Below are 18818 nucleotides of genomic sequence, written 5' to 3' on the forward strand. Positions count from 1 at the left end.
CGTATATAATCAACATCATAAGGATACAAAATGTATCAATGTACGATAAAAAATTGATCAGGAGGGTGAGAGATGCAGCCGATAATCATCCGTTTCAGCAGCGATCCGGCTGACCAGAGATGTTTAGGAAAAGCAGGCGGTTCGATATCTTTTACCGCTTGCGGACTTCCGGTATTCCGATTTGATAACCGATTGCAGTATGAACGCTATATAGGTCTGAAGACAAACGGAGACGTCCCTTATGAATCGTAAAAGCTACCCGTTTTTCATCTATTCCGGATTACTGAATTCAGAACATTATGACAAAATAGGGTCCGCCATTTGGCTGTTTTTATGGTTCATCAGCTCAACGACAAAGGAACACGTAAAAGACGGTGTAAAGTGGGGGATCGTCCTTGGTCATAAGCCCGTAAAAGCAAGAGAGATGGCCGATGTATTTGCCGTCAGCGAAAAAACCGTCAGACGGTGGCTTGAGGTTTTGGAACAGCATGAATATATCAAAACCGTCCGCGCCCCTTACGGACTCATCGTCTCCGTAAAGCACTCGAAAAGATTCACGCCGAAAAAGACATTGACCCGCCCGGAAGCAACTGACCGGACAATATCGGCGGATCACCGGGACAAAAATGTCCGGAGAGAAATAGATATAACAAAAAATCATACTGCTGAAGAAACGATTAACGACATTGCCGCCCATTTTATCAGATTAAGGTCTGCACAGGAGGGGCGGAGCGTATACCCGTCGCCCCGGGATTATCAGGCCATCGCCCGTATTGTTTCCCTCGGTGCGTCAGCACAAGAAGCAATCAAATGGCTCGGCGAATGCTTTACCGCTTTTGAACAGCGGCGCACAGCTTCAGCTGAAACGATCAAGGCTTTCAGCTATTGCGCCAAGTATATGGAAGACCGCTTGAATGCACGAATTGCGGGAAGGACAATCACAACAAAAAAAGAGAGGAATACGATACATGACAAAACGAACGATCGAGCAGATACTGGCCGACCTGAAAAACGGAAAACGTCCATTACTGGCGGACAGACCGGAAGAATCAGACGAAAGCCGCTTTGACTGTCCGCTCTGTAAAGATCAGGGCGGTTATCTCAAAAACCAGCTGGGAATGGATGTGTGGGTTAAGTGCCGCTGCGCCGCCGAACGAAAAGCAGAGCGCATCCTCAGCGCAAGTGAGATTACAGGCGCCTTTCGGAAGCTGGATTTCAAAGGATTTATCACGCGGGGCAAGCCTCAGGCAGTCGTCGACGCATATGAGTGCGCCCTTGAATATGTTGAAAACTTCGACAAGATTAAAAACTGCCGGAAAAACAGCATTGCCCTTTTAGGGCGTCCGGGGTCGGGAAAAACCCATCTTTTGACCGCTCTCAGCAATTATGTCATGAGACAGAAGCAGACACCCGTGCTGTATTTTCCTTTTGTGGAGGGATTTACGGATTTAAAAAATGATTTTGATCTGCTTGATGCAAAGCTTGGCCGTATGAAACAGGCGGATGTGCTTTTTATTGACGATCTGTTCAAACCGCTGAACGGAAAACCCCGGGCGACCGATTGGCAGATTGAACAAATGTACGCCGTCGTGAATTACCGCTATTTAAATCATAAACCGGTTCTTATCTCGAGCGAGCTGGCCTGTGACGGACTGGTGCAGGTTGATGAAGCCTTAGGCACAAGAATTTATGAGATGTGCAGCGATTATTTAGTCATCATTAATGGCAATTCATTTGACGTAAACCACAGATTAGAGGGGGCGAGATAATGTGTAAGCTGTGCGGGCCGAAGAAGGTCATTGTGACGGAAACGGGTTTCGGCGCTGTCTTTCACCCTTGCCCGAACTGCAAAACAGGCACTGATTTAACGCCGGTCATTAAACGTCTTGAGCGAATGGTTCAAGACGCAAAAGCGAGGCTTGATGCACGTGTATAAATATATTAAATGGCTTTTTTGCCTGCTGTTCAGGGCGAAACGGATAGAAAAGCAAATTGAAGCATGGCATGAGGCTGATGGAAAGTGAGGATAACCATTGCAAGAAAAACACAGCCCCGCTCCATGGCGGGCCGTACACAGCGGAGAAGAAAAAACCATTTACATTTATTCCGCTTACAGCGAAGCGGATAAAGAGAAGTTCCCTTATTCAAACGGAAGGCTCATCGCGGCCGTTTTCAACTTAAGTTCATACTCTCAGCAGATCAACGCGGCATTGATGGCAAAGGCTCCGGAACTTTTTGAGGCGGCCGAAACGGCTCTCCGCCTGCTCCGGTGAGAAAGTTCTGAAGAAAAAGAAGCGTTCATAAATGAGCTCGGAAGTCTCATACATGAAGTAAACATCCTGAAAAAAACGGAGGACGTAAAACATGAATCCTAAAAAACTGACTGACATTGAACATACAACATTACAAAGCCAGCTGGAAGAAGGCAAGGTTCGGGTGATTATTATAGACGGACTGAAGAAGGAAGCATGGCTCGCCGAAGCGCCGGAGCACGGCAAAACGCTTGTCGAAACGCGAAAAGGGGATCTGGCCCGGGTCGAATATGAAATCGGCTTTAAATTGAATTAATCGAAAAAAACAGAATACGTCCAAGACGGAAAGCCTGCGGACACTGATCAATCGCGTACATGCTGCGCATTGGTTGGTGTCCTTTTTTTGTTCCGAAAAAGAGGAGGATCTGCATGGAAGACTTACTATTTGAATATAAACGCACGCTGAAAGAGACGAAAAAGTGGTACAAGCAGCTGGAGGAAGCCGATGAAACGGTGCTTACTTCAGAAGAACTGAAAGATAAAAAAATCATCAGAACGATCATTACAGATGTGGAATATGTCATCGAATGGCTTGAAAAAGGCCGGCAGCCCGGCATAAGAAGAGCGATAGACCGCAGAGACGCTTATCAGAGAATGCTGATTAAAGATCCGAGAATCATAGAAACCTATTCGCAGGCGCTGATGTTTGAACCTTCCGGGAATGTGACTGAAGAAGACAGAATCAGACTGCGGGACGCATTAGCCGTTTTAACGGATAGAGAAAAAGAAATGCTGCTGCTCCACAAAGCGGAATGCTTTTCATATGAACGGATTGCCGCCTTGCTGAATGTAAAGAAATCAACCGTACAGACGACGGTCAAACGGGCGCTTCTGAAAATACAAAAACAGCAGGAACAAAGAAATCAATCGCCTGCTTCATAAGTTGTCATACGTTTGCCACCTAGAAGTGAACAGACGATCACAAAAAGCGGCCCGATTAGAAGCCGCTTTTTATTATAGACAATCATGTCGGAGGTGGCGGTGATGCCGTAGCATGAAAAACGCAAAAAGAGAACAGGCATTTACAATCTATCAGTCTCATAAAGGCCGCATCACAAATCGCGCCCTTGCCGGCAAATCAGGCGTATCCGCAAGAACGATCGGCAGATGGAAAAAAGAAGGGCGCTGGGACGAGGCGCTCCATAAGAACGCGGAAAGCGGCGGAAAAAGCACCCCGGGCGAAGGTGATGAGTTAAACGAACGCCAGCGGCTGTTTTGTCTTTATTATGTGAAAAGCTTTAACGCCACCCAATCTGCGATAAAAGCCGGGTATTCACCGGAAAGCGCGCATGTGACGGGAAGCAGGCTGTTAAAAAACGAAAAAGTCGCCAAAGAAATCAGCCGCATGAAAAAGGAAATGGTCAATAAAGTGTTTGTCGAAGCGATGGACGTTCTTCAAGTCTATGTGAAAATCGCTTTCGCCGACATTACCGATTATGTAACCTTCGGAAAAAAAGAGGTTCAGGCCTTCGGAAAATCAGGGCCGCTCTTTGACGAAAATGATAAGCCGATTATGCAGGAAATCAGCTACGTTGACGTTAAAGATTCGCACCTTCTGGACGGAACCATCGTCACAGAAGCAAAACTCGGAAAAGAGGGCATTGCAATAAAGCTTGCCGACAAGATGAAGGCTCTTGAAAAGCTGTCCTTGTACTTTGACCTTTTCCCTGATCAATTTAAACAAAAAATCGAAAATGAAAAATTAAAGCTGGCACAGCAGAAGATGGAAAAAACAGAAGACAGCCAAAAGCCGATTGACATTGTCATTACGCGGAAAGAGGAACGGTCATGATTGAAAAAGCGGTCAACCCGCGCTTTGAAGATTATTTGTTCAATTGGAATGAAACGTACCAATTTCTCGTCGGAGGCTACGGTTCGTCAAAAAGCTATCATACCGCGCTGAAAATCATCCTGAAGCTGCTTCGTGAAAAGCGGACGGCGCTTGTCGTGCGGGAAGTTTTCGATACGCACAGAGATTCTACGTTTGCCTTGTTTGAAGATATTATCGGGGAGCTTGAGCTGGGACTTGCCGTAAAAGCCGTGTCTTCACCGATGCAGCTGAGATTTTCAAACGGAAGCCGGATTATGTTTAAAGGGATGGACAACCCGGCCAAATTGAAATCCATTCATCATATTTCACTGATTTGGATTGAAGAATGCTCTGAAGTGAAGTATGAAGGCTTTAAGGAGCTGATCGGGCGTCTGCGCCATCCCGAGCTTTCGCTTCATATGATATGCACCACAAATCCCGTCGGCACCTCCAATTGGACGTACCGGCATTTTTTTCGTGATGAGCAAAAAAAACGCTTCGTATTGGATGATCAGACGCTGTATGAAAAAGGCACCGTCGTTAAGGGGGATACGTATTACCACCACTCCACAGCGTGCGATAATCTGTTTTTGCCGAAAAGCTATATTAAGCAGCTGGACAGTTTACGGCATTACGATCCCGATTTATACCGGATCGCCCGCAAAGGACAGTTCGGCGTCAACGGCATCCGCGTGTTTCCGCAGTTTCAGGTCATGGAGCACAACGAAGTAACGGAGCGGATTGCTTCCATCAGGCGCCCCCTGTTTCGGACCGGCATGGATTTCGGTTTTGAAGAGTCATACAATGCGGTCATCCGGCTTGCCGTCGATCCGGATCAAAAAGAGCTTTATATTTTCTGGGAGTATTACAAAAACAAAATGACCGATGATCAGACAGCTGAGGAGCTTCAGGAATTGGCGGATCAAAAAGAGCTGATCAAAGCGGATTCGGCTGAGCCGAAAAGCATCCAATATTTTCGCAGGCAGGGCTTTTGCATGGTTGCGGCCAAAAAGTTTCCGGGCTCAAGACTTCAGTATACAAAAAAACTGAAACGGTTCAAACACATCTATTGCTCAGACAGCTGTCAACATACGATCCGCGAATTGCAGAACTTAACGTACGCAAAAAACAAAAACGGCGTTCTGTCGGAAGATGAGTTTTCAATTGATCCCCACACACTTTCAGCCATTTGGTATGCGCTGGATGACTATGACGCGGCGGATTTGAAAGATGCATCACAAAAACGGAGACGTCCGAATCGGGAAAGGAGGAGGTAGGCGTTGCCGAACTATCAAAACGTTAGAGCCACCGTCTTTAAATCAAAAATGGCCGCGCCGCAGGCAAGGCAGATGAACGAAGATCAATTTGCCGATCTGTACGGCGAAGACATCATTTCACCGCCCTATAATCTCATTGAACTGAAAACAATCGCCGAATACTCGACGATTCTTCAGCAGTGCATTGACGCGTATCGGGTCAATATTACGGGTTTTGGGTTTGATGTGGAATATACCTTTGATGTAAATAGCCCAGATTGCTCCCCGTCAAAAAAGGCCCGGGCCGAAAAAAACTGGATGAAGCTGGAGAGCTTTTACAAATGTCTTCATTTTGATGAATCGGCCGAGACGATCCTCGGATATGCGATAGAAGACCGCGAAAAAACGGGCAACGGTTTTCTCGAAGTGCTTCGGGATGGGGCGGGAAAACCGGCGGGGATTGAATATCTGGATGTGAAACATATGCGCGTCTGCGGTGTGACTGATCCCGTTGAAGTTACATTTTCTTATGAAGAAAATGGCGCATCCAAAACGATTAAAAGGCAAAAACGGTTCCGTAAATATGTTCAGATGCTGAACGGTCGGAAAGTGTTTTTTAAGGAATACGGCGATCCCCGCATGATGGACATGAGAACCGGCGAATACGTAAAGACCCTGTCTGAAGAATACCGGGCAAATGAAGCCATTCACTTAAAAATCGGCAGCGGCACTTACGGAATTCCGCGCTGGGTCGGCAATATCGTCAATCTGTACGGCGCCCGGAAAGCGGAAGAACTGAATTTTATGTATTTCAAGCAGGGCCGTCACGTGCCGGCCGCCATTACGGTTGAAAACGGCATGCTGTCAGAAGCATCGTACAAAGAGCTCCAGGATTATATGAATGACCTGGAAGGGGTGGAAAACGCCCACAAATTTCTGCTGATTGAGGCGGAAGGCATTGCGAAGGAAAAAGACCTTCACGGAGGCGAAGACATTACGCCCGTGTCTGTGGAAATTAAATCACTTGCCGAAATTCTGCAGGATGATGCGCTGTTTCTTGAATATGACGACAAAAGCAGAAATAAACTCCGTTCCGCTTTCCGTCTCCCGCCGCTTTATACGGGCGAGGCGCAGGAATACAACAAAGCCACCGCCGATACGGCACGGAAAATAACGGAGGAGCAGGTGTTTCAGCCGGAGCGGAAAACGCTGATTAATAAGCTCAACACGTTATTTTTGCCTGAACTGGGGCTCCACGATGTACAGCTCACATTAAAGGGGCCTGATTTTCGCGATCCGCTTGAAATTGCGAAGGTGCTTACGCCATTTATTTCCGCCGGCGCGGTCTCTCCTAATGACCTCCGTGATCTGGCCGGAAGAGTGCTCGGCAAGACGCTTGAGGAATGGCCTGAAGAGTACTACAGCCGGCCGGTGCTGAAAGGGAAAAAGGAGCAATCCTGAAAGGGGGTGAAAACATCTCGTGCCGAGAGAATTGAGAAATGCCGTCATCAGTTTTGTGAGCTATGTCGATAAGGCGGCGAACCAAACGGAATTCTTTTTTACAAAATCAGCCGGAGGCCTTCCGTCATTTGAAAAAAAGGTGCAGGTGTTTACAAAAAGCGAATCGGATGAGCAGAAGCTTGTTTACGGCATCGTTTACGAGCCGGATGTCCCGGATGCCCATGGCGATTATATGACGGCTGAAGAGATTGAAAAGGCCGCTCACGGTTTTTTGGCGGACGCCCGCAACATCGATACAAATCATAATTTTGAAGGCGGGACCGGCGAGGTGGTGGAGTCGTACGTCGCCCCGGATGACTTTGAAATCGGGAATGCTGTGATCCGGAAAGGATCTTGGGTGCTTGTCACCAAAGCTTCCGATGAAGTATGGGATCAGATTAAAGCCGGTATCATTACGGGCTACAGCATGGCGGGAACCGCTGACGTTTACGAAGAGCCGGCAGAAAAGCAAGCCGGCTTATTCGGCGCGGTCAAGCAATTTCTCGACCGTGACCGCAAATCAAGAAACCGCAAGGGAGAGGACTTGAACAAGATGAGAAAAGAAGACGTTAGAGAATCGATTGAGCACGCGCTGCACCCGCTTTTAAAGCGGCTTGACAGCTTGGACCAAAACACGGAAGACAAAGACGGGGCGGCTGCGCCGTCTGATGAAGAAAAGCTGAAAACGCTTGTCGAGGACATGCTCGCGCCGATTATTAAACGCATTGAAGCGCTTGAAAAAGTAAGAGGCGCATCAAAGCAGCCGGAAGAAGAGACGGGCGGCCAAGAGCCTGTTAAAAAATCCATTTGGAGCGGACTGCTTTAAGCCCAGTCAGAAGGAGGAACTGTAGAGTGAGAAATCAAGATATCATCAGAAAGGCGGAAATGTCACTTTCCGCTTTAAAAAGCGGCGGTTTAATGAACCCCGCACAAGCTTCAGCATTTATCCGCATGGTGCAGAACACGCCGACCATTTTCAGCGAATCGCGTGTGATTCAAATGGAAAATGACTCGCAGAAATTTGAAAAAATCGGTTTCGGTCAGCGGATTCTGCGTGCCGCTGAGGAAGGAAAAGCCTTAACTGACGATCAGCTGACCGTCCCGGCAACAAGTACGGTGCAGCTGAATACGAAAGAAGTCATTGCGGAAATTAATATCACCTATGACACGCTTGAAAATAATATTGAAAAAGACGGCCTGCAGCAGACGATCATGCAGATTTTGGCGGAGCGGGCGGCAGTCGATATTGAGGAGCTTGTCGTAAACGGCGATACATCTTCTTCTGATCCGTACTTGGCACAGCTTGACGGAATCCGTAAGCAGACTGTATCTCACGTCATTGACGGAAACGGGGAAGAGCTGTCCAGAGCCACATTTAAAAAAGGCTTAAAAGCCATTCCGGCAAAATATTTGCGCCTGCCTCAGGAATTCAGATTTTACACATCTCAAGGCATGGAGATTGAATGGAAAGACCGTGTGGCTGACCGTCAGACCAATCTGGGGGATCTTGCGGTGCAGGGCGGTTTGTCTTCAGCATTCGGCGTTCCGGTCAAAGGAGTGTCCAATCTGCAGCCGTACTCGGTCGGAGAAGGTGACTCCCAGTACGATGCGTCTGACATCATTTTGACTCACCCGAAAAATATCATTCTCGGTTTTTCACGGAATATCCGAATCGAAGTAGATAAAGATATTCGCAGCCGCAAATTTATTATCGTACTGACGGCTAAACTTGACAGCAAATTTGAAGAAGAAGATGCAAGCGCCAAAATCGTAAACGTTAAAGAATAAGACGGAGGTGGCAGTTATGTTAATTCAGCCGTCTGACGTTGTTTCATATTCAGTTTATGATCAAGTCAAAAACAGGCCGGAGCCGCTTCTAATACAGGACATTCTGGAGGCGGAGGCGGAAGCGGCCAGAATGGCGGGGCATTCGTTCACTGACCCTATTTACTCACCGCTTCCCGAAGAGATTAAGCTTGCGTTATTAAAGCTTTCTCAATATTTTGCGCTGATCAACCAGAATGAAGCAGCCGCTTCCGCCTATCAATCTGAAAAGATAGGCGACTACTCGTATACGGTGGCAGGTGAAGGCGGAATCAGAAAACCGGCGGTGCACCATCTGCTCTGTGAATATATCACGCCGGGTTATTCCCCGGTTTCTGCAAACGCAAAGGTGAGACCTTTATGAGCTACGAACGGCTGCTCACTGACAGATGCGATATTTATCATGAGACGGTGTCAGTTCCGAAGGCCGGACGCTTCGGGATTCCCGCCGAAAAGCTCCAGCCTGTCTTTTCTTATCCGGAAGTGCCCGACGCTGAAGACGTGCCGTGTCTGTTTGTTGAAAAACAGCAGCAGCTTATTCAGCTTGCGCCTGATCATAAGGTATATCAGCGGTTTCTCGTTCATTTTCCGAAAGAGGCCGCTGTGCGTGTCAATGACAAAATCATTTGGGAAGGACAGGCGTATATTCTGGAAATGCCGAAGAAAGCAAGACAGCACCATTGGGAGGTTATCGCTGTGAGAGATGACAGACTATGAGCATAAAAAACCTTGAGCAATGGAATCGGTCGCTGCAAAAGGCATCATCCGGAGAATTTGCCCGTCAGGCAGGCGAATGGCTGGAACAGTCAGGAGAGGATTTTCTCGACATGGTAAGGGAGGAGCTTGTTCATTCGGGAGGAATTGAAACAGAAAACCTGCTGTCTTCTTTCCGAAAAGGAGCGCAGGATCATGTATGGATCATTGAAAACGGGGGACTGACCCTTGAAATCGGCACCAATGTAGAGTATGCCTCATTCATAAATGACGGACATTGGACCGTCTCAGATGAAAATGTCAGATGGGTGCCCGGGTATTTTCAAGGCTCCCGGTTCATCTATGATCCGTCAGCTTCAACGGGAATGGCGCTCAAAAAACAGTGGATCAGCGGGAATGGGTTTTGGGACAAAGCCCTTCTTTTGTATGAAACACTCTTCGCCGAATCGCTGGACAAGCGTTTCAATCAGTGGCTTAACACGTTGGGGGGAGATATCGGATGAATCGCGAAACCGGTTCAATCGCCGCTTTTTTGTATCAGCAGTGCGGCGTGCCCGTATATGAAAATGAACTGCCTGAACAATTTCAGGTACCGTCACTATACATTCCGCCCCCATTTGTTTTTGACGAAAATGATACAGTCTCCACTTATAAGAAAACGTACAGTCTGAATGTGAAGCTGTTCCATGCCGACTCGGTGCAGGCGCTCTATGCAGCCGACCGGATCGCTGATGCGGTGAGAGAATCAAGACAGCTGATTCCGCTGCTTACGGAATCAGGGGAGGATACCGGTGATTTCGTCCGCATCAGCCGTATCGAAACAAGAGTCGGAGACAAAGGCGAGGCAGTGATCACAATCCGCTGGACGAGCCGCTACTACTATCAGAAACAAACATCTCCCGCACTGCGGGATGTGGACATTAACAGCGGGGTGAAAGAAAAGTGAAACAACATAAAAAGAAAAATGCCGCAGCGGCGGAACGAGCGGTTCTTTATGACACGGCGGATTTAACAAAGCACGCGAAGGAGCTTTTCGGCGTAAAACCTGAGATTCTCCAGGGGGCTTTATTCGGCGTGAAGCAAAAACAAATGACAAAAGCGCAAGCCAAGTCTTACATTGAAGCATTTTTAACCAAGGAGGTCATGCAATAATGAACGGCGGAACATTTACGCAAGGAAAAGAAAAAGAACGTGCCGGGATCTATTTTAACTTTAAAACAACCGCCCAGGAACGGGTATCGATCGGTGAACGCGGGATTGTCGCCCTTCCCGTCGCATCCGGCTGGGGGGAAGCGAAAACATTCGTTTCCATTTCAAGCATTGAAGATTTGAATAAAAAAGTGGGGCTCAGCATTGAAGATCCGTCACTGATTCTGCTTCGTGAGGCGAAAAAGAAAGCAAAAACCGTTTTGATGTACCGTCTGACAGAGGGAATCAGAGCGAGCGCCGATCTTTCACAAGGTGTTAAAGCAACCGCTTTGTACGGCGGTTCAAAAGGAAATGACATCATCATCCGCATCAGTAAAAACGTCCTTGATCAGACCGCTTTCGATGTGACCACTTACATGGATGGAGCGGAAGTTGACAAACAAACGGTGAAAAAAGCCGAAGAATTAAAAGCAAACGGCTATGTCACATTCACGGGAACGGGCGAACTGTCGGCTTCCATCCCGCTGACAGGCACTGAGGAAGAATCCGGGGAAACGTTAAACCCGCAGGCAGGCATCCGTCTCGCGGGCGGAACTGATAAAGCACCGGTCAACTCAGACTATACGGATTTTTTAGCTGCTGCTGAAACGGAGAATTTCGATGTCATCGCTCTTCCTGTCGCGGAAAACGATCAGCTGAAAGCGACATTTGCCGCATTCATTAAACGCCTTCGCGATGCGCAGGGACAGAAAGTGCAAGGGGTGACCGCCCATTACAGCGGGGATTATGAAGGCATTATCAATGTAACTGAAGGTGTCCTGCTGGAAGACGGAACCGAGATTAAAGCTGAAGATGCGACCGCCTGGGTGGCAGGCGCAAGTGCCAGCGCCGCATTTAATCAATCCTTAACATTCGTTGAATACGAAGGCGCCGTCGATGTGCTGCACCGCCTGACTCATGATGAAGTGATCGAACGTCTTTCCAAAGGTGAATTCCTTTTCTCTTATGATGCCCGTGATAAGTCAGTCAGCGTTGAAAAAGATATCAACTCATTGGTGACATTTACGGCAGAGAAAAACAAAAAGTTCGCGAAAAACAAAATCGTCCGTGTGCTTGATGCGGTGAATAACGATTTGACACGTGAACTGAAAGCCTTAATTAAATCGAAAAAAGGCACGGGCAGCGATCTTCCTGCGACAAATGACGGCCTTCAATTCGTCAAAACGATGATCATTCAATATTTGACTACGCTTCAGGATGCGGGCGGCATCGCCAACTTTGATTCAGACAAAGACATTACAATCGGGCTGAATGAAGACCGCGACGGCTTTTTAATCGATCTCGCCGTACAGCCTGTGGATGCGGCAGAAAAATTCTACTTTAACGTGGAGGTAAACTAAGATGGCATTAAAAGCGCAAAACACGATTTCAGGAAAAGAAGGCCGTTTATTTCTCGACGGAGAAGAGATGGCGCATATTAAAACGTTTGAAGCAAACGTGGAAAAAAACAAATCAGAAGTAAACATCATGGGCCGCCGCATGACGGGACATAAAACAACAGGCGCCAACGGAACGGGCACGGCAACATTCTATAAGGTCACATCCAAATTCGCCGTCCTTATGATGGATTACGTCAAAAAAGGCAGCGACCCGTATTTTACGCTGCAAGCCGTTCTTGATGACAAATCATCGGGCCGCGGAACAGAACGCGTCACTCTGTATGACGTCAACTTTGATTCTGCAAAAATCGCCGGACTGGACGTAGACTCAGAAGCACTCGAAGAAGAAGTGCCGTTTACCTTTGAAGATTTCGATGTGCCGGAAAAGCTTTCTGAAACGTTTTAATTAAGATCGGTATGAGTGAAACAGGCCTTTTTACAGGCCTGTTTTTTATAAAAAAAGAGTAAGGGAGTTTTCATCATGAGCGAAAAAAACGAACAAGTATATGATCTATCATTCTTTATGCCAGGTAAAACAGTCGAGGCTGAGGAGATTCGGGTTCCGCTTTCAAAGCGTTTTGTCGATAAAAAAGGAAACATCGTGCCTTTTATTTTTAAAGCCATTACGACTGAGCGCATTGATGAACTGGAGAAGGAAAGCACGACATATAAAAATGTGAAGGGCAGAGGCCGCGTAAAAGACTTAGACAGCCAGCGCTTCTATGCGCGGATCGCGGTTGAATCTACGATTTACCCTGATTTCCGGTCTAAGGAGCTCCGCGACGCTTACAAAACGGCAGATCCGGTCGAGGTGGCAAAACGCGTGCTTTCAGTCGGCGGTGAGTATGCAAATTGGCTGAATAAAGCGATTGAGATCAATGGTTTTGAAGATGAATTAGAAGATCTGGAGCAAGAAGCAAAAAACTGATAAAAGATGGGAATAAGGAAGCCGTGTATCTCTATTACGCGATGCATGAGCTTCATTATTCTCCATCAGAACTGAAAGAGTTATATGAAGCACCGAGACATTTTAAGGCGCTGTTGTACGGTTTAATCGGTTACAAGCTGGACATTCTTGAAAAACAAGCGAAGAAAGGGGGAGCGACATCATGGCAAAGCTGACCGCCCGTTTTGAATTGGAAGATCGGGTTTCAAAGAAAATAAGGAAAATCCAAAATGGCTTCAGAGCGCTTGAGAAATACAGGAAAATGACAAAACGCCAAAGTGAAATTGATATACGCAAAGAGAGTAAATCAGTTTTAAGAACAATTGACCGCATTCAGCGCTCTATGAAAAGAAAGCTGGGCGCACAAATGATCTCTATTTCAGCTGAAGACGGAGCCAGTGCCGTCATTCAAAAGGTGCAAGCCCAATTAGCGGGTCTGCCTGCGTCTTTAACCATTAAAATAGGAGCAAAAGACAGCGCGACAGCGGCATTTGAGAGATTGCGGGATCTGGCTGCCGGTTTTAAAGGATTTACCGTTTCACTTTATGCGTCAGACGAAGTGACCCCTGCCATGGAACGTATCAAACGCTATATGCAATCTGCGTTAAAGAACGGGTACTCTGTCACTATACGCGTCATAGATCACGTCATGAAAACAGTCGGCCGAATTTCAGCGGGCATTGATTCGCTGACGGGAAAAAACAATGTTATTCAATTATCGTTAAACGAAAAGGTGACAGCACAGCTGGCTGCAATGCAAAAGAATATGCCGGACGTCGGAAAAGCTTCTGCATCTGCTGCTCCTGCTTCGCCGAAAAACGATTTTTCAATGCTTGACTCCATTGCAGACACCTTCATGAAAAAAGTCAATGACATCGCATCCAAATTTTATCCGGAAACAATCATAGCGGAACTGGATAAATTCGCTGCAAGCTTTATGAAGAAAGCGGACGAAATCGCAAGCAAATTCAGCCCGGAGACGATTTTAGCAGAACTCGATAAGTTCACAACGTCATTCATGGGAAAAGTGGACGAGATCGCGAGCAAATTCAGCCCGGAGACGATTTTAGCAGAGTTGGACAAGTTCACGAGCTCATTCATGGGAAAAGTAGACGAAATCGCGAGCAAATTCAGCCCGGAGACGATTTTAGCAGAATTGGACAAGTTCACGACATCATTCATGGGGAAAGTAGACGAAATCGCAAGCAAATTCAGCCCGGAGACGATTTTGGCAGAGCTGGATAAGTTCACAACATCATTCATGGGAAAAGTAGACGAAATCGCAAGCAAATTCAGCCCGGAGACGATTTTGGCAGAGCTGGACAAGTTCACGAGCTCATTCATGGGAAAAGTAGACGAAATCGCGAGCAAATTCAGCCCGGAGACGATTTTAGCAGAGCTGGATAAGTTCACAACGTCATTTATGGGAAAAGTGGACGAGATCGCAAGCAAATTCAGCCCGGCAACGATTTTAACCGAACTGGATAAGTTCACAACGTCATTCATGGGAAAAGTGGACGAGATCGCGAGCAAATTCAGCCCTGCAACGATATTAGCCGAACTGGACAAGTTCACGAGCTCATTCATGGGGAAAGTAGACGAAATCGCGAGCAAGTTCAGCCCTGAGGCGATATTATCAGAACTGGATAAATTCGCTGATTCGTTTATGAAAAAAGTAGACGGGGTCGTGAGTAAATTCAGTCCGGAAGCCATATTGAAAGAACTGGATAAATTCACTGATTCATTTATGAAAAAGATAGATGACGTTGTCAGCAAATTCAGTCCGGAGGCCATATTGAAAGAGCTGGATCATTTTACTGATTCGTTTATGAAGAAAGTCGACGACGTTGTCGGCAAATTCAGTCCTGATAAGCTAATCGATCGCGCCGAACAATTTGTAAATGACACGATTGACCGAATTTCTGAGAAATTCGATTTTCTCAATCCGGATAAGATTTTGGAAAAAGTGGAGCAGTTTACATCCTCACTGTTCGGAGGCATTGATAAAAAGTTCGGCAAATTCAGTCCTGATGCGATCATCGAAAAAGCCGAGGCATTTGTTGATAAAATTGTCAGCAAGATTGCCAAGAAATTTGAGAAATTCAGCCCGGACAAAATCATCGAAAAAGCCGGGGAATTAATAGAAAAAATATTTTCAGGAATCGCTGAAAAATTAGGCAAACTCAATATCGGCGGATTATTAGGAGGCGGCACGAAAAAAGAAAAGAGTAAGGGCGGCCTTACTGCCGGCGGCTCCAACGGCCCGAAGCGTCCTGATCTGACAAAGGGTTCACAGCGCACGGTAACAGCGTCAAAATCTTCAGGAAAGTCAGCCAAAAAAACCGGCGGGGCTTTGGGGGGCTGCTGCTGCTGTACCGGAGTGACGAGGGGCAAAAGCAGTAAAGTCGAAGAGCGGAATAAATCCTCGAAAAGAAGTTCCTCCGTAAAGGAAAGCAAACAGGCATCCGTAAACACGCCGAAAACAAAAGGGGCAGGTAAAGGCATCGGCGCGCTTTTGAAAGGCTTGGGAGATTCAAAGGCGCTAAAAGGCGGTATGAAAGGGTTAAAAGGTGCCGCTAAAGGAATTCCCGGCATAGGTGAATTGTTATCACTTACTGATTTAGCCGGCATCAATAAAGATAATGCAGGAGAGAAGGTCGGCTCAGCAGGCGGCGGTCTTGCCGGAGCCGCGGCCGGAGCGGCAATAGGAAGCGTTGTTCCTGGAGTGGGCACGCTAATCGGCGGCGCGGTAGGCGGCATCGCCGGCAGTTTAGGCGGTTCCAGCTTGGGAGAGGCCTTTGATTCAGGGGCTTTGAAAGACGCTTGGAATGATATTTCCAAAGCGGCGCAAAGTGCTTGGACAACAATACAAGATACTTGGGGAAGCGTTTCATCCTGGTTCATGGAAAATGTATGGACGCCGGTTTCATCAGCTGTCGTCGGAGTGGCGACAAGCATCTGGTCAAATATCGTGAATGCGTGGACGACGATTCAAGGGATTTTCAGCACGGTGTCATCCTGGTTCATGGAGAATGTATGGACGCCGGTTTCATCGGCTGTCGTCGGAGTGGCAACCAGCATCTGGTCAAATATCGTGAATGCGTGGACGACGATTCAAGGTGTCTTCAGCACAGTATCCGGCTGGTTTATGAGCACGGTGTGGGGGCCCGTAAAATCGGCTGTCGTCGGAGTGGCGACGTCCATTTGGAGTAAAATCACAGGAGCTTGGGATAAAATTAAATCCGTTTTCAGTACGGTTTCCGGCTGGTTCATGGATACTGTCTGGAATCCGGTGAAAGACATGGTGAAAAATGTCGGTAAAGGAATATCAGATGCTTTCCAGACTGCTTTAGATACGGTAAAGGGTATATGGAAAGGGTTAAGCGGCTGGTTTGAGAAACATATAAAAGAACCTCTTGTAAAAGTGGGAACAGCCATATCAGATGCTTTTTCTGCAGCATTCGACTGGGTGAAAAAGATTTGGGATAAAACCGGCGGCAAAATGATTTCAGGCATAATGAACTTTGTCACAGGAGGCGGCGGAGATAAAAAGAAAAAAACGGACAAAAACGCCACGGGCGGCTACATTACAAAGCCGACCATTTCCTGGATCGGTGAAGCCGGTAAAGAATTTGTCATTCCCGTTGACAACAATCGCGGACGCGGAAAGATGCTGCTTTCACAAGCTGCGTCTAAGCTCGGCATGCGTGTTGTCGATGATATGGGCGCGGCTTCGGCTCAGTCTTCTGCTGTTCCGGCGGGAGCGGGCGGTGTTTCTTCTTCTGCATCTGTGTCGGCCGCAGCGTCTGTAGAGACATCCGGACTTGGCGGGACGGCTTCATCACTCGGCAAACAGTTTACTGAAGGCTTTGACAGCGGAATCAGCAAAAAAGCGGTGGATATGGACGGCTGGAAGGAAAAAAACATCGGAATGCCGTTCAATGCCCTTATTTCGTCTTCATCCGGTTACGGAAAGCAAGTCGTTGCGGGCTATGCCAAAGGTCAGAATACTTCGCCGACGGGCACCGATTCATTTTTAAAAACAAAGGTGAAAACACCTTATCAATCGGCGGTTAATCAATCGTCATCATGGGGCGCCGCAACGGTGAAAGGATATTCGGCCGGACAGAATGCGAAAGATACGGGAACGTCGCAATACGTAAGCACACATATCAATAAACCGTTTGTGCAATCAAGAGATTCCGCGAACGGCTGGGGGTCAGGCCTGATCGGACACTTCGTATCAGGGATGACTGCAAAAGGAAGCGAAGTCAAACAGGCGGCCAAAGATATGGCCAAAAAAGTCGAGGACGCATTCAGAGAAGAGCTTGATATTCACTCTCCTTCCCGTGTCATGATGAGCCTCGGGCGCTTTGCTTCAGTCGGCGTCGTCAAAGGGCTCAGCTCAGTTGACGTGAAAAAATACGCCGAAAAACAGGCAGGCTCGCTTGCAGCAGCCTTTTCCGGCATGGGTGCAGCGGGAGGAAGCGTCAAAGAGTGGCTTTTGGCCGCAATGAAAGCAACCAATACGCCGATCAGCTGGCTTCCGGGATTAATGACGATCGCACAGCATGAGTCAGGCGGCAACCCTAATTCCATTAATCTATGGGACAGCAACGCCAAAGCCGGACACCCGTCACAGGGGCTTATGCAGACGATTCCAAGCACCTTTGAAGATCACAAAGCGCCGGGTATGAATGATATCAGAAATCCAATTCACAACGCCGCTGCCGCTATCGGCTATATTAAAAGCCGATACGGCTCGATCAGCAATGTCCCCGGGATTAAAAGTATGGCTCATGGAGGCCCTTACGTCGGTTATGCCAATGGGGGTCTGATTACCAAGGAGCAGATCGCCCGTGTCGGCGAAGGGAACAAACGGGAGTGGATCATCCCTGAAGAGCGGGGCATCCGCGGCCGTTATCTGCTGCAACAAGCCGCTCAAGCGCTCGGCATGGAAGTGTCCGATCCGTCCCAGACGGAACCGGCGGCGCTTTCAGCCGGCACGGTTTCCGCAGCCGTTAAAGGCGGCGGACAAACCGTTCAAAAAACGGGAACAAAAGAAATTAAAATCGAATTCAGCGGCGATCAGCATTTCCATAACGGACAGGACGCCGACAGCCTCGCCGCCAAAATCAAACAGGCGCTGATTGATGAACTGCAAAAAGACATTTATACCGGAGCAAAGGGGGCCGTTGCTTTTGACTAAATCTGTTTACGAATTTTGGCTGTCTCAGGGGAAGGACAAGCTCCGGCTTCCCGTTCTCCCTGAAGCGATTGATATCGCAAACAGCGTGCAGAATGATTCCGTGAAAGTCACCGGACTTGGAGAGGTGACGTTTATCGAAGAACCGGGAGCGAAAGAAATTTCGTTCTCTTCTTTTTTTCCGAAACGGTACAGCCCGATTGCCGAATATCAAAGCATCCCTTCGCCGGAAAAAGCCATTTCAATCATTGAAGCATGGATGAAAGCGAAAAAACCCGTTCAGTTTTTGATTACAGGGACAAAAATCAATGTCACATGCAGCATTGAAAGCTTTAATTACAGCGAAGGCGACAATGAAATCGGCGACTGGAATTTTGATATCGTACTGAAAGAATATAAAACTGCTTCGCCAAGAAAAATCAAACAAAAGAAAAAAACGAAAGCGAAGCGCCCGTCCAAAGCCTCACCCAAAACATATACCGTCAAAAAAGGGGATACGCTTTGGGACATCGCCGGCAAATTTTACGGAAACCATACGGAGTGGCGGAAAATCTGGAACGCGAATAAAACCGCCATGATTAAGCGCAGCAAACGGAATATCCGGCAGCCGGGGCATTGGATCTTCCCGGGGCAGAAGCTGAAGATACCGCAATGAAACGGGT

Annotated in this window: 22 protein-coding genes and 1 pseudogene; all 23 read left to right on the forward strand. The window is 47.6% G+C overall.

Annotation, left to right across the window (positions count from 1 at the left end):
- Positions 1-72: 72 nt before the first annotated feature.
- The 23 genes and pseudogenes from V7728_RS16460 (at position 73) to V7728_RS16570 (ending at position 18811) form a co-directional block, all read left to right on the forward strand.
- Positions 73-252 carry a hypothetical protein gene (locus tag V7728_RS16460; RefSeq protein ID WP_099566661.1) on the forward strand — a complete coding sequence of 60 codons (180 nt, stop codon included), beginning with the start codon at positions 73-75 and terminating at the stop codon, positions 250-252.
- Positions 242-1069 carry a phage portal protein gene (locus tag V7728_RS16465; protein WP_099566662.1) on the forward strand — a complete coding sequence of 276 codons (828 nt, stop codon included), beginning with the start codon at positions 242-244 and terminating at the stop codon, positions 1067-1069. The genes V7728_RS16460 and V7728_RS16465 overlap by 11 nt, the downstream gene beginning before the upstream one ends.
- Positions 969-1769, forward strand: a complete 801-nt coding sequence (locus V7728_RS16470; RefSeq protein WP_014417520.1) for an ATP-binding protein — start codon at positions 969-971, stop codon at positions 1767-1769. The genes V7728_RS16465 and V7728_RS16470 overlap by 101 nt, the downstream gene beginning before the upstream one ends.
- The gene (locus V7728_RS16475; RefSeq protein WP_003154863.1) at positions 1769-1936 is read left to right on the forward strand and encodes a hypothetical protein; all 168 of its coding nucleotides are present in this window, start codon (positions 1769-1771) and stop codon (positions 1934-1936) included. Before V7728_RS16470 ends, V7728_RS16475 begins: the two co-directional genes overlap by 1 nt.
- A 97-nt stretch (positions 1937-2033) precedes the next feature.
- Positions 2034-2375: pseudogene (locus V7728_RS16480) on the forward strand (phage portal protein).
- Positions 2365-2568: an XtrA/YqaO family protein gene (locus V7728_RS16485; protein ID WP_032871270.1), complete on the forward strand. Its 204-nt coding sequence runs from the start codon at positions 2365-2367 to the stop codon at positions 2566-2568. Before V7728_RS16480 ends, V7728_RS16485 begins: the two are co-directional and overlap by 11 nt.
- A gap of 113 nt (positions 2569-2681) precedes the next feature.
- Entirely contained in the window at positions 2682-3194 is a 513-nt protein-coding gene (locus V7728_RS16490; protein ID WP_007407279.1) for a sigma-70 family RNA polymerase sigma factor, read from the forward strand.
- A gap of 112 nt (positions 3195-3306) precedes the next feature.
- Positions 3307-4104: a terminase small subunit gene (locus V7728_RS16495; RefSeq protein WP_099566663.1), complete on the forward strand. Its 798-nt coding sequence runs from the start codon at positions 3307-3309 to the stop codon at positions 4102-4104.
- Positions 4101-5399, forward strand: coding sequence for a PBSX family phage terminase large subunit (locus V7728_RS16500; RefSeq protein ID WP_099566664.1), 1299 nt, complete (start codon positions 4101-4103; stop codon positions 5397-5399). The genes V7728_RS16495 and V7728_RS16500 overlap by 4 nt, the downstream gene beginning before the upstream one ends.
- Positions 5400-5447: 48 nt before the next feature.
- Complete coding sequence (locus V7728_RS16505; RefSeq protein WP_094031916.1) at positions 5448-6839, forward strand: phage portal protein; 1392 nt, start codon at positions 5448-5450, stop codon at positions 6837-6839.
- A 19-nt stretch (positions 6840-6858) separates the two neighbouring features.
- Positions 6859-7704 carry an XkdF-like putative serine protease domain-containing protein gene (locus V7728_RS16510; RefSeq protein WP_007407275.1) on the forward strand — a complete coding sequence of 282 codons (846 nt, stop codon included), beginning with the start codon at positions 6859-6861 and terminating at the stop codon, positions 7702-7704.
- Between the two features lie 26 nt (positions 7705-7730).
- Positions 7731-8666 carry a phage major capsid protein gene (locus V7728_RS16515; protein WP_007407274.1) on the forward strand — a complete coding sequence of 312 codons (936 nt, stop codon included), beginning with the start codon at positions 7731-7733 and terminating at the stop codon, positions 8664-8666.
- Between the two features lie 16 nt (positions 8667-8682).
- On the forward strand, positions 8683-9066 hold the full coding sequence (gene yqbG, locus V7728_RS16520) for a protein YqbG (RefSeq protein ID WP_099566665.1): 384 nt from the start codon (positions 8683-8685) through the stop codon (positions 9064-9066).
- Positions 9063-9419 carry a DUF3599 family protein gene (locus V7728_RS16525; RefSeq protein ID WP_007407272.1) on the forward strand — a complete coding sequence of 119 codons (357 nt, stop codon included), beginning with the start codon at positions 9063-9065 and terminating at the stop codon, positions 9417-9419. The genes yqbG and V7728_RS16525 overlap by 4 nt, the downstream gene beginning before the upstream one ends.
- Entirely contained in the window at positions 9416-9919 is a 504-nt protein-coding gene (locus V7728_RS16530; protein ID WP_025284607.1) for an HK97 gp10 family phage protein, read from the forward strand. Before V7728_RS16525 ends, V7728_RS16530 begins: the two co-directional genes overlap by 4 nt.
- On the forward strand, positions 9916-10362 hold the full coding sequence (locus V7728_RS16535; protein ID WP_015417289.1) for a hypothetical protein: 447 nt from the start codon (positions 9916-9918) through the stop codon (positions 10360-10362). Before V7728_RS16530 ends, V7728_RS16535 begins: the two co-directional genes overlap by 4 nt.
- Positions 10359-10568, forward strand: coding sequence for a hypothetical protein (locus V7728_RS16540; RefSeq protein ID WP_007610809.1), 210 nt, complete (start codon positions 10359-10361; stop codon positions 10566-10568). Before V7728_RS16535 ends, V7728_RS16540 begins: the two co-directional genes overlap by 4 nt.
- Positions 10568-11965, forward strand: coding sequence for a phage tail sheath family protein (locus V7728_RS16545; RefSeq protein ID WP_099566666.1), 1398 nt, complete (start codon positions 10568-10570; stop codon positions 11963-11965). Before V7728_RS16540 ends, V7728_RS16545 begins: the two co-directional genes overlap by 1 nt.
- A gap of 1 nt (position 11966) precedes the next feature.
- A complete protein-coding gene (locus V7728_RS16550) occupies positions 11967-12410 on the forward strand; it encodes a phage tail tube protein (protein WP_003154837.1) in 444 nt (147 codons plus the stop codon).
- A gap of 75 nt (positions 12411-12485) precedes the next feature.
- Positions 12486-12932: a phage tail assembly chaperone gene (locus V7728_RS16555; RefSeq protein WP_003154836.1), complete on the forward strand. Its 447-nt coding sequence runs from the start codon at positions 12486-12488 to the stop codon at positions 12930-12932.
- 41 nt (positions 12933-12973) lie between these two features.
- Positions 12974-13126 (forward strand): hypothetical protein, encoded by a 153-nt coding sequence (locus V7728_RS16560; RefSeq protein ID WP_015239684.1) that lies wholly within the window; start codon positions 12974-12976, stop codon positions 13124-13126.
- Positions 13114-18159, forward strand: coding sequence for a transglycosylase SLT domain-containing protein (locus V7728_RS16565; protein WP_099566667.1), 5046 nt, complete (start codon positions 13114-13116; stop codon positions 18157-18159). Before V7728_RS16560 ends, V7728_RS16565 begins: the two co-directional genes overlap by 13 nt.
- Positions 18152-18811, forward strand: a complete 660-nt coding sequence (locus tag V7728_RS16570) for a LysM peptidoglycan-binding domain-containing protein (protein ID WP_052827320.1) — start codon at positions 18152-18154, stop codon at positions 18809-18811. Before V7728_RS16565 ends, V7728_RS16570 begins: the two co-directional genes overlap by 8 nt.
- Positions 18812-18818: the final 7 nt, after the last annotated feature.

The sequence above is a fragment of the Bacillus sp. JHAA genome (genome assembly GCF_036961585.1).
Classification (GTDB): Bacteria; Bacillota; Bacilli; order Bacillales; family Bacillaceae; genus Bacillus; species Bacillus velezensis.

Excerpts from the sequence above, each read along its gene's own strand:
- V7728_RS16505 (WP_094031916.1), top strand. The coding sequence starts at position 5,448 with ATGGCCGCGCCGCAGGCAAGGCAGATGAACGAAGATCAATTTGCCGAT.
- V7728_RS16560 (WP_015239684.1), top strand. The coding sequence starts at position 12,974 with ATGCATGAGCTTCATTATTCTCCATCAGAACTGAAAGAGTTATATGAA.
- V7728_RS16530 (WP_025284607.1), top strand. The coding sequence starts at position 9,416 with ATGAGCATAAAAAACCTTGAGCAATGGAATCGGTCGCTGCAAAAGGCA.
- V7728_RS16485 (WP_032871270.1), top strand. The coding sequence starts at position 2,365 with ATGAATCCTAAAAAACTGACTGACATTGAACATACAACATTACAAAGC.
- V7728_RS16495 (WP_099566663.1), top strand. The coding sequence starts at position 3,307 with ATGAAAAACGCAAAAAGAGAACAGGCATTTACAATCTATCAGTCTCAT.
- V7728_RS16565 (WP_099566667.1), top strand. The coding sequence starts at position 13,114 with ATGGCAAAGCTGACCGCCCGTTTTGAATTGGAAGATCGGGTTTCAAAG.
- V7728_RS16525 (WP_007407272.1), top strand. The coding sequence starts at position 9,063 with ATGAGCTACGAACGGCTGCTCACTGACAGATGCGATATTTATCATGAG.
- V7728_RS16535 (WP_015417289.1), top strand. The coding sequence starts at position 9,916 with ATGAATCGCGAAACCGGTTCAATCGCCGCTTTTTTGTATCAGCAGTGC.
- V7728_RS16470 (WP_014417520.1), top strand. The coding sequence starts at position 969 with ATGACAAAACGAACGATCGAGCAGATACTGGCCGACCTGAAAAACGGA.
- V7728_RS16465 (WP_099566662.1), top strand. The coding sequence starts at position 242 with ATGAATCGTAAAAGCTACCCGTTTTTCATCTATTCCGGATTACTGAAT.
- yqbG (WP_099566665.1), top strand. The coding sequence starts at position 8,683 with ATGTTAATTCAGCCGTCTGACGTTGTTTCATATTCAGTTTATGATCAA.
- V7728_RS16460 (WP_099566661.1), top strand. The coding sequence starts at position 73 with ATGCAGCCGATAATCATCCGTTTCAGCAGCGATCCGGCTGACCAGAGA.
- V7728_RS16490 (WP_007407279.1), top strand. The coding sequence starts at position 2,682 with ATGGAAGACTTACTATTTGAATATAAACGCACGCTGAAAGAGACGAAA.
- V7728_RS16545 (WP_099566666.1), top strand. The coding sequence starts at position 10,568 with ATGAACGGCGGAACATTTACGCAAGGAAAAGAAAAAGAACGTGCCGGG.
- V7728_RS16555 (WP_003154836.1), top strand. The coding sequence starts at position 12,486 with ATGAGCGAAAAAAACGAACAAGTATATGATCTATCATTCTTTATGCCA.
- V7728_RS16500 (WP_099566664.1), top strand. The coding sequence starts at position 4,101 with ATGATTGAAAAAGCGGTCAACCCGCGCTTTGAAGATTATTTGTTCAAT.
- V7728_RS16550 (WP_003154837.1), top strand. The coding sequence starts at position 11,967 with ATGGCATTAAAAGCGCAAAACACGATTTCAGGAAAAGAAGGCCGTTTA.
- V7728_RS16475 (WP_003154863.1), top strand. The coding sequence starts at position 1,769 with ATGTGTAAGCTGTGCGGGCCGAAGAAGGTCATTGTGACGGAAACGGGT.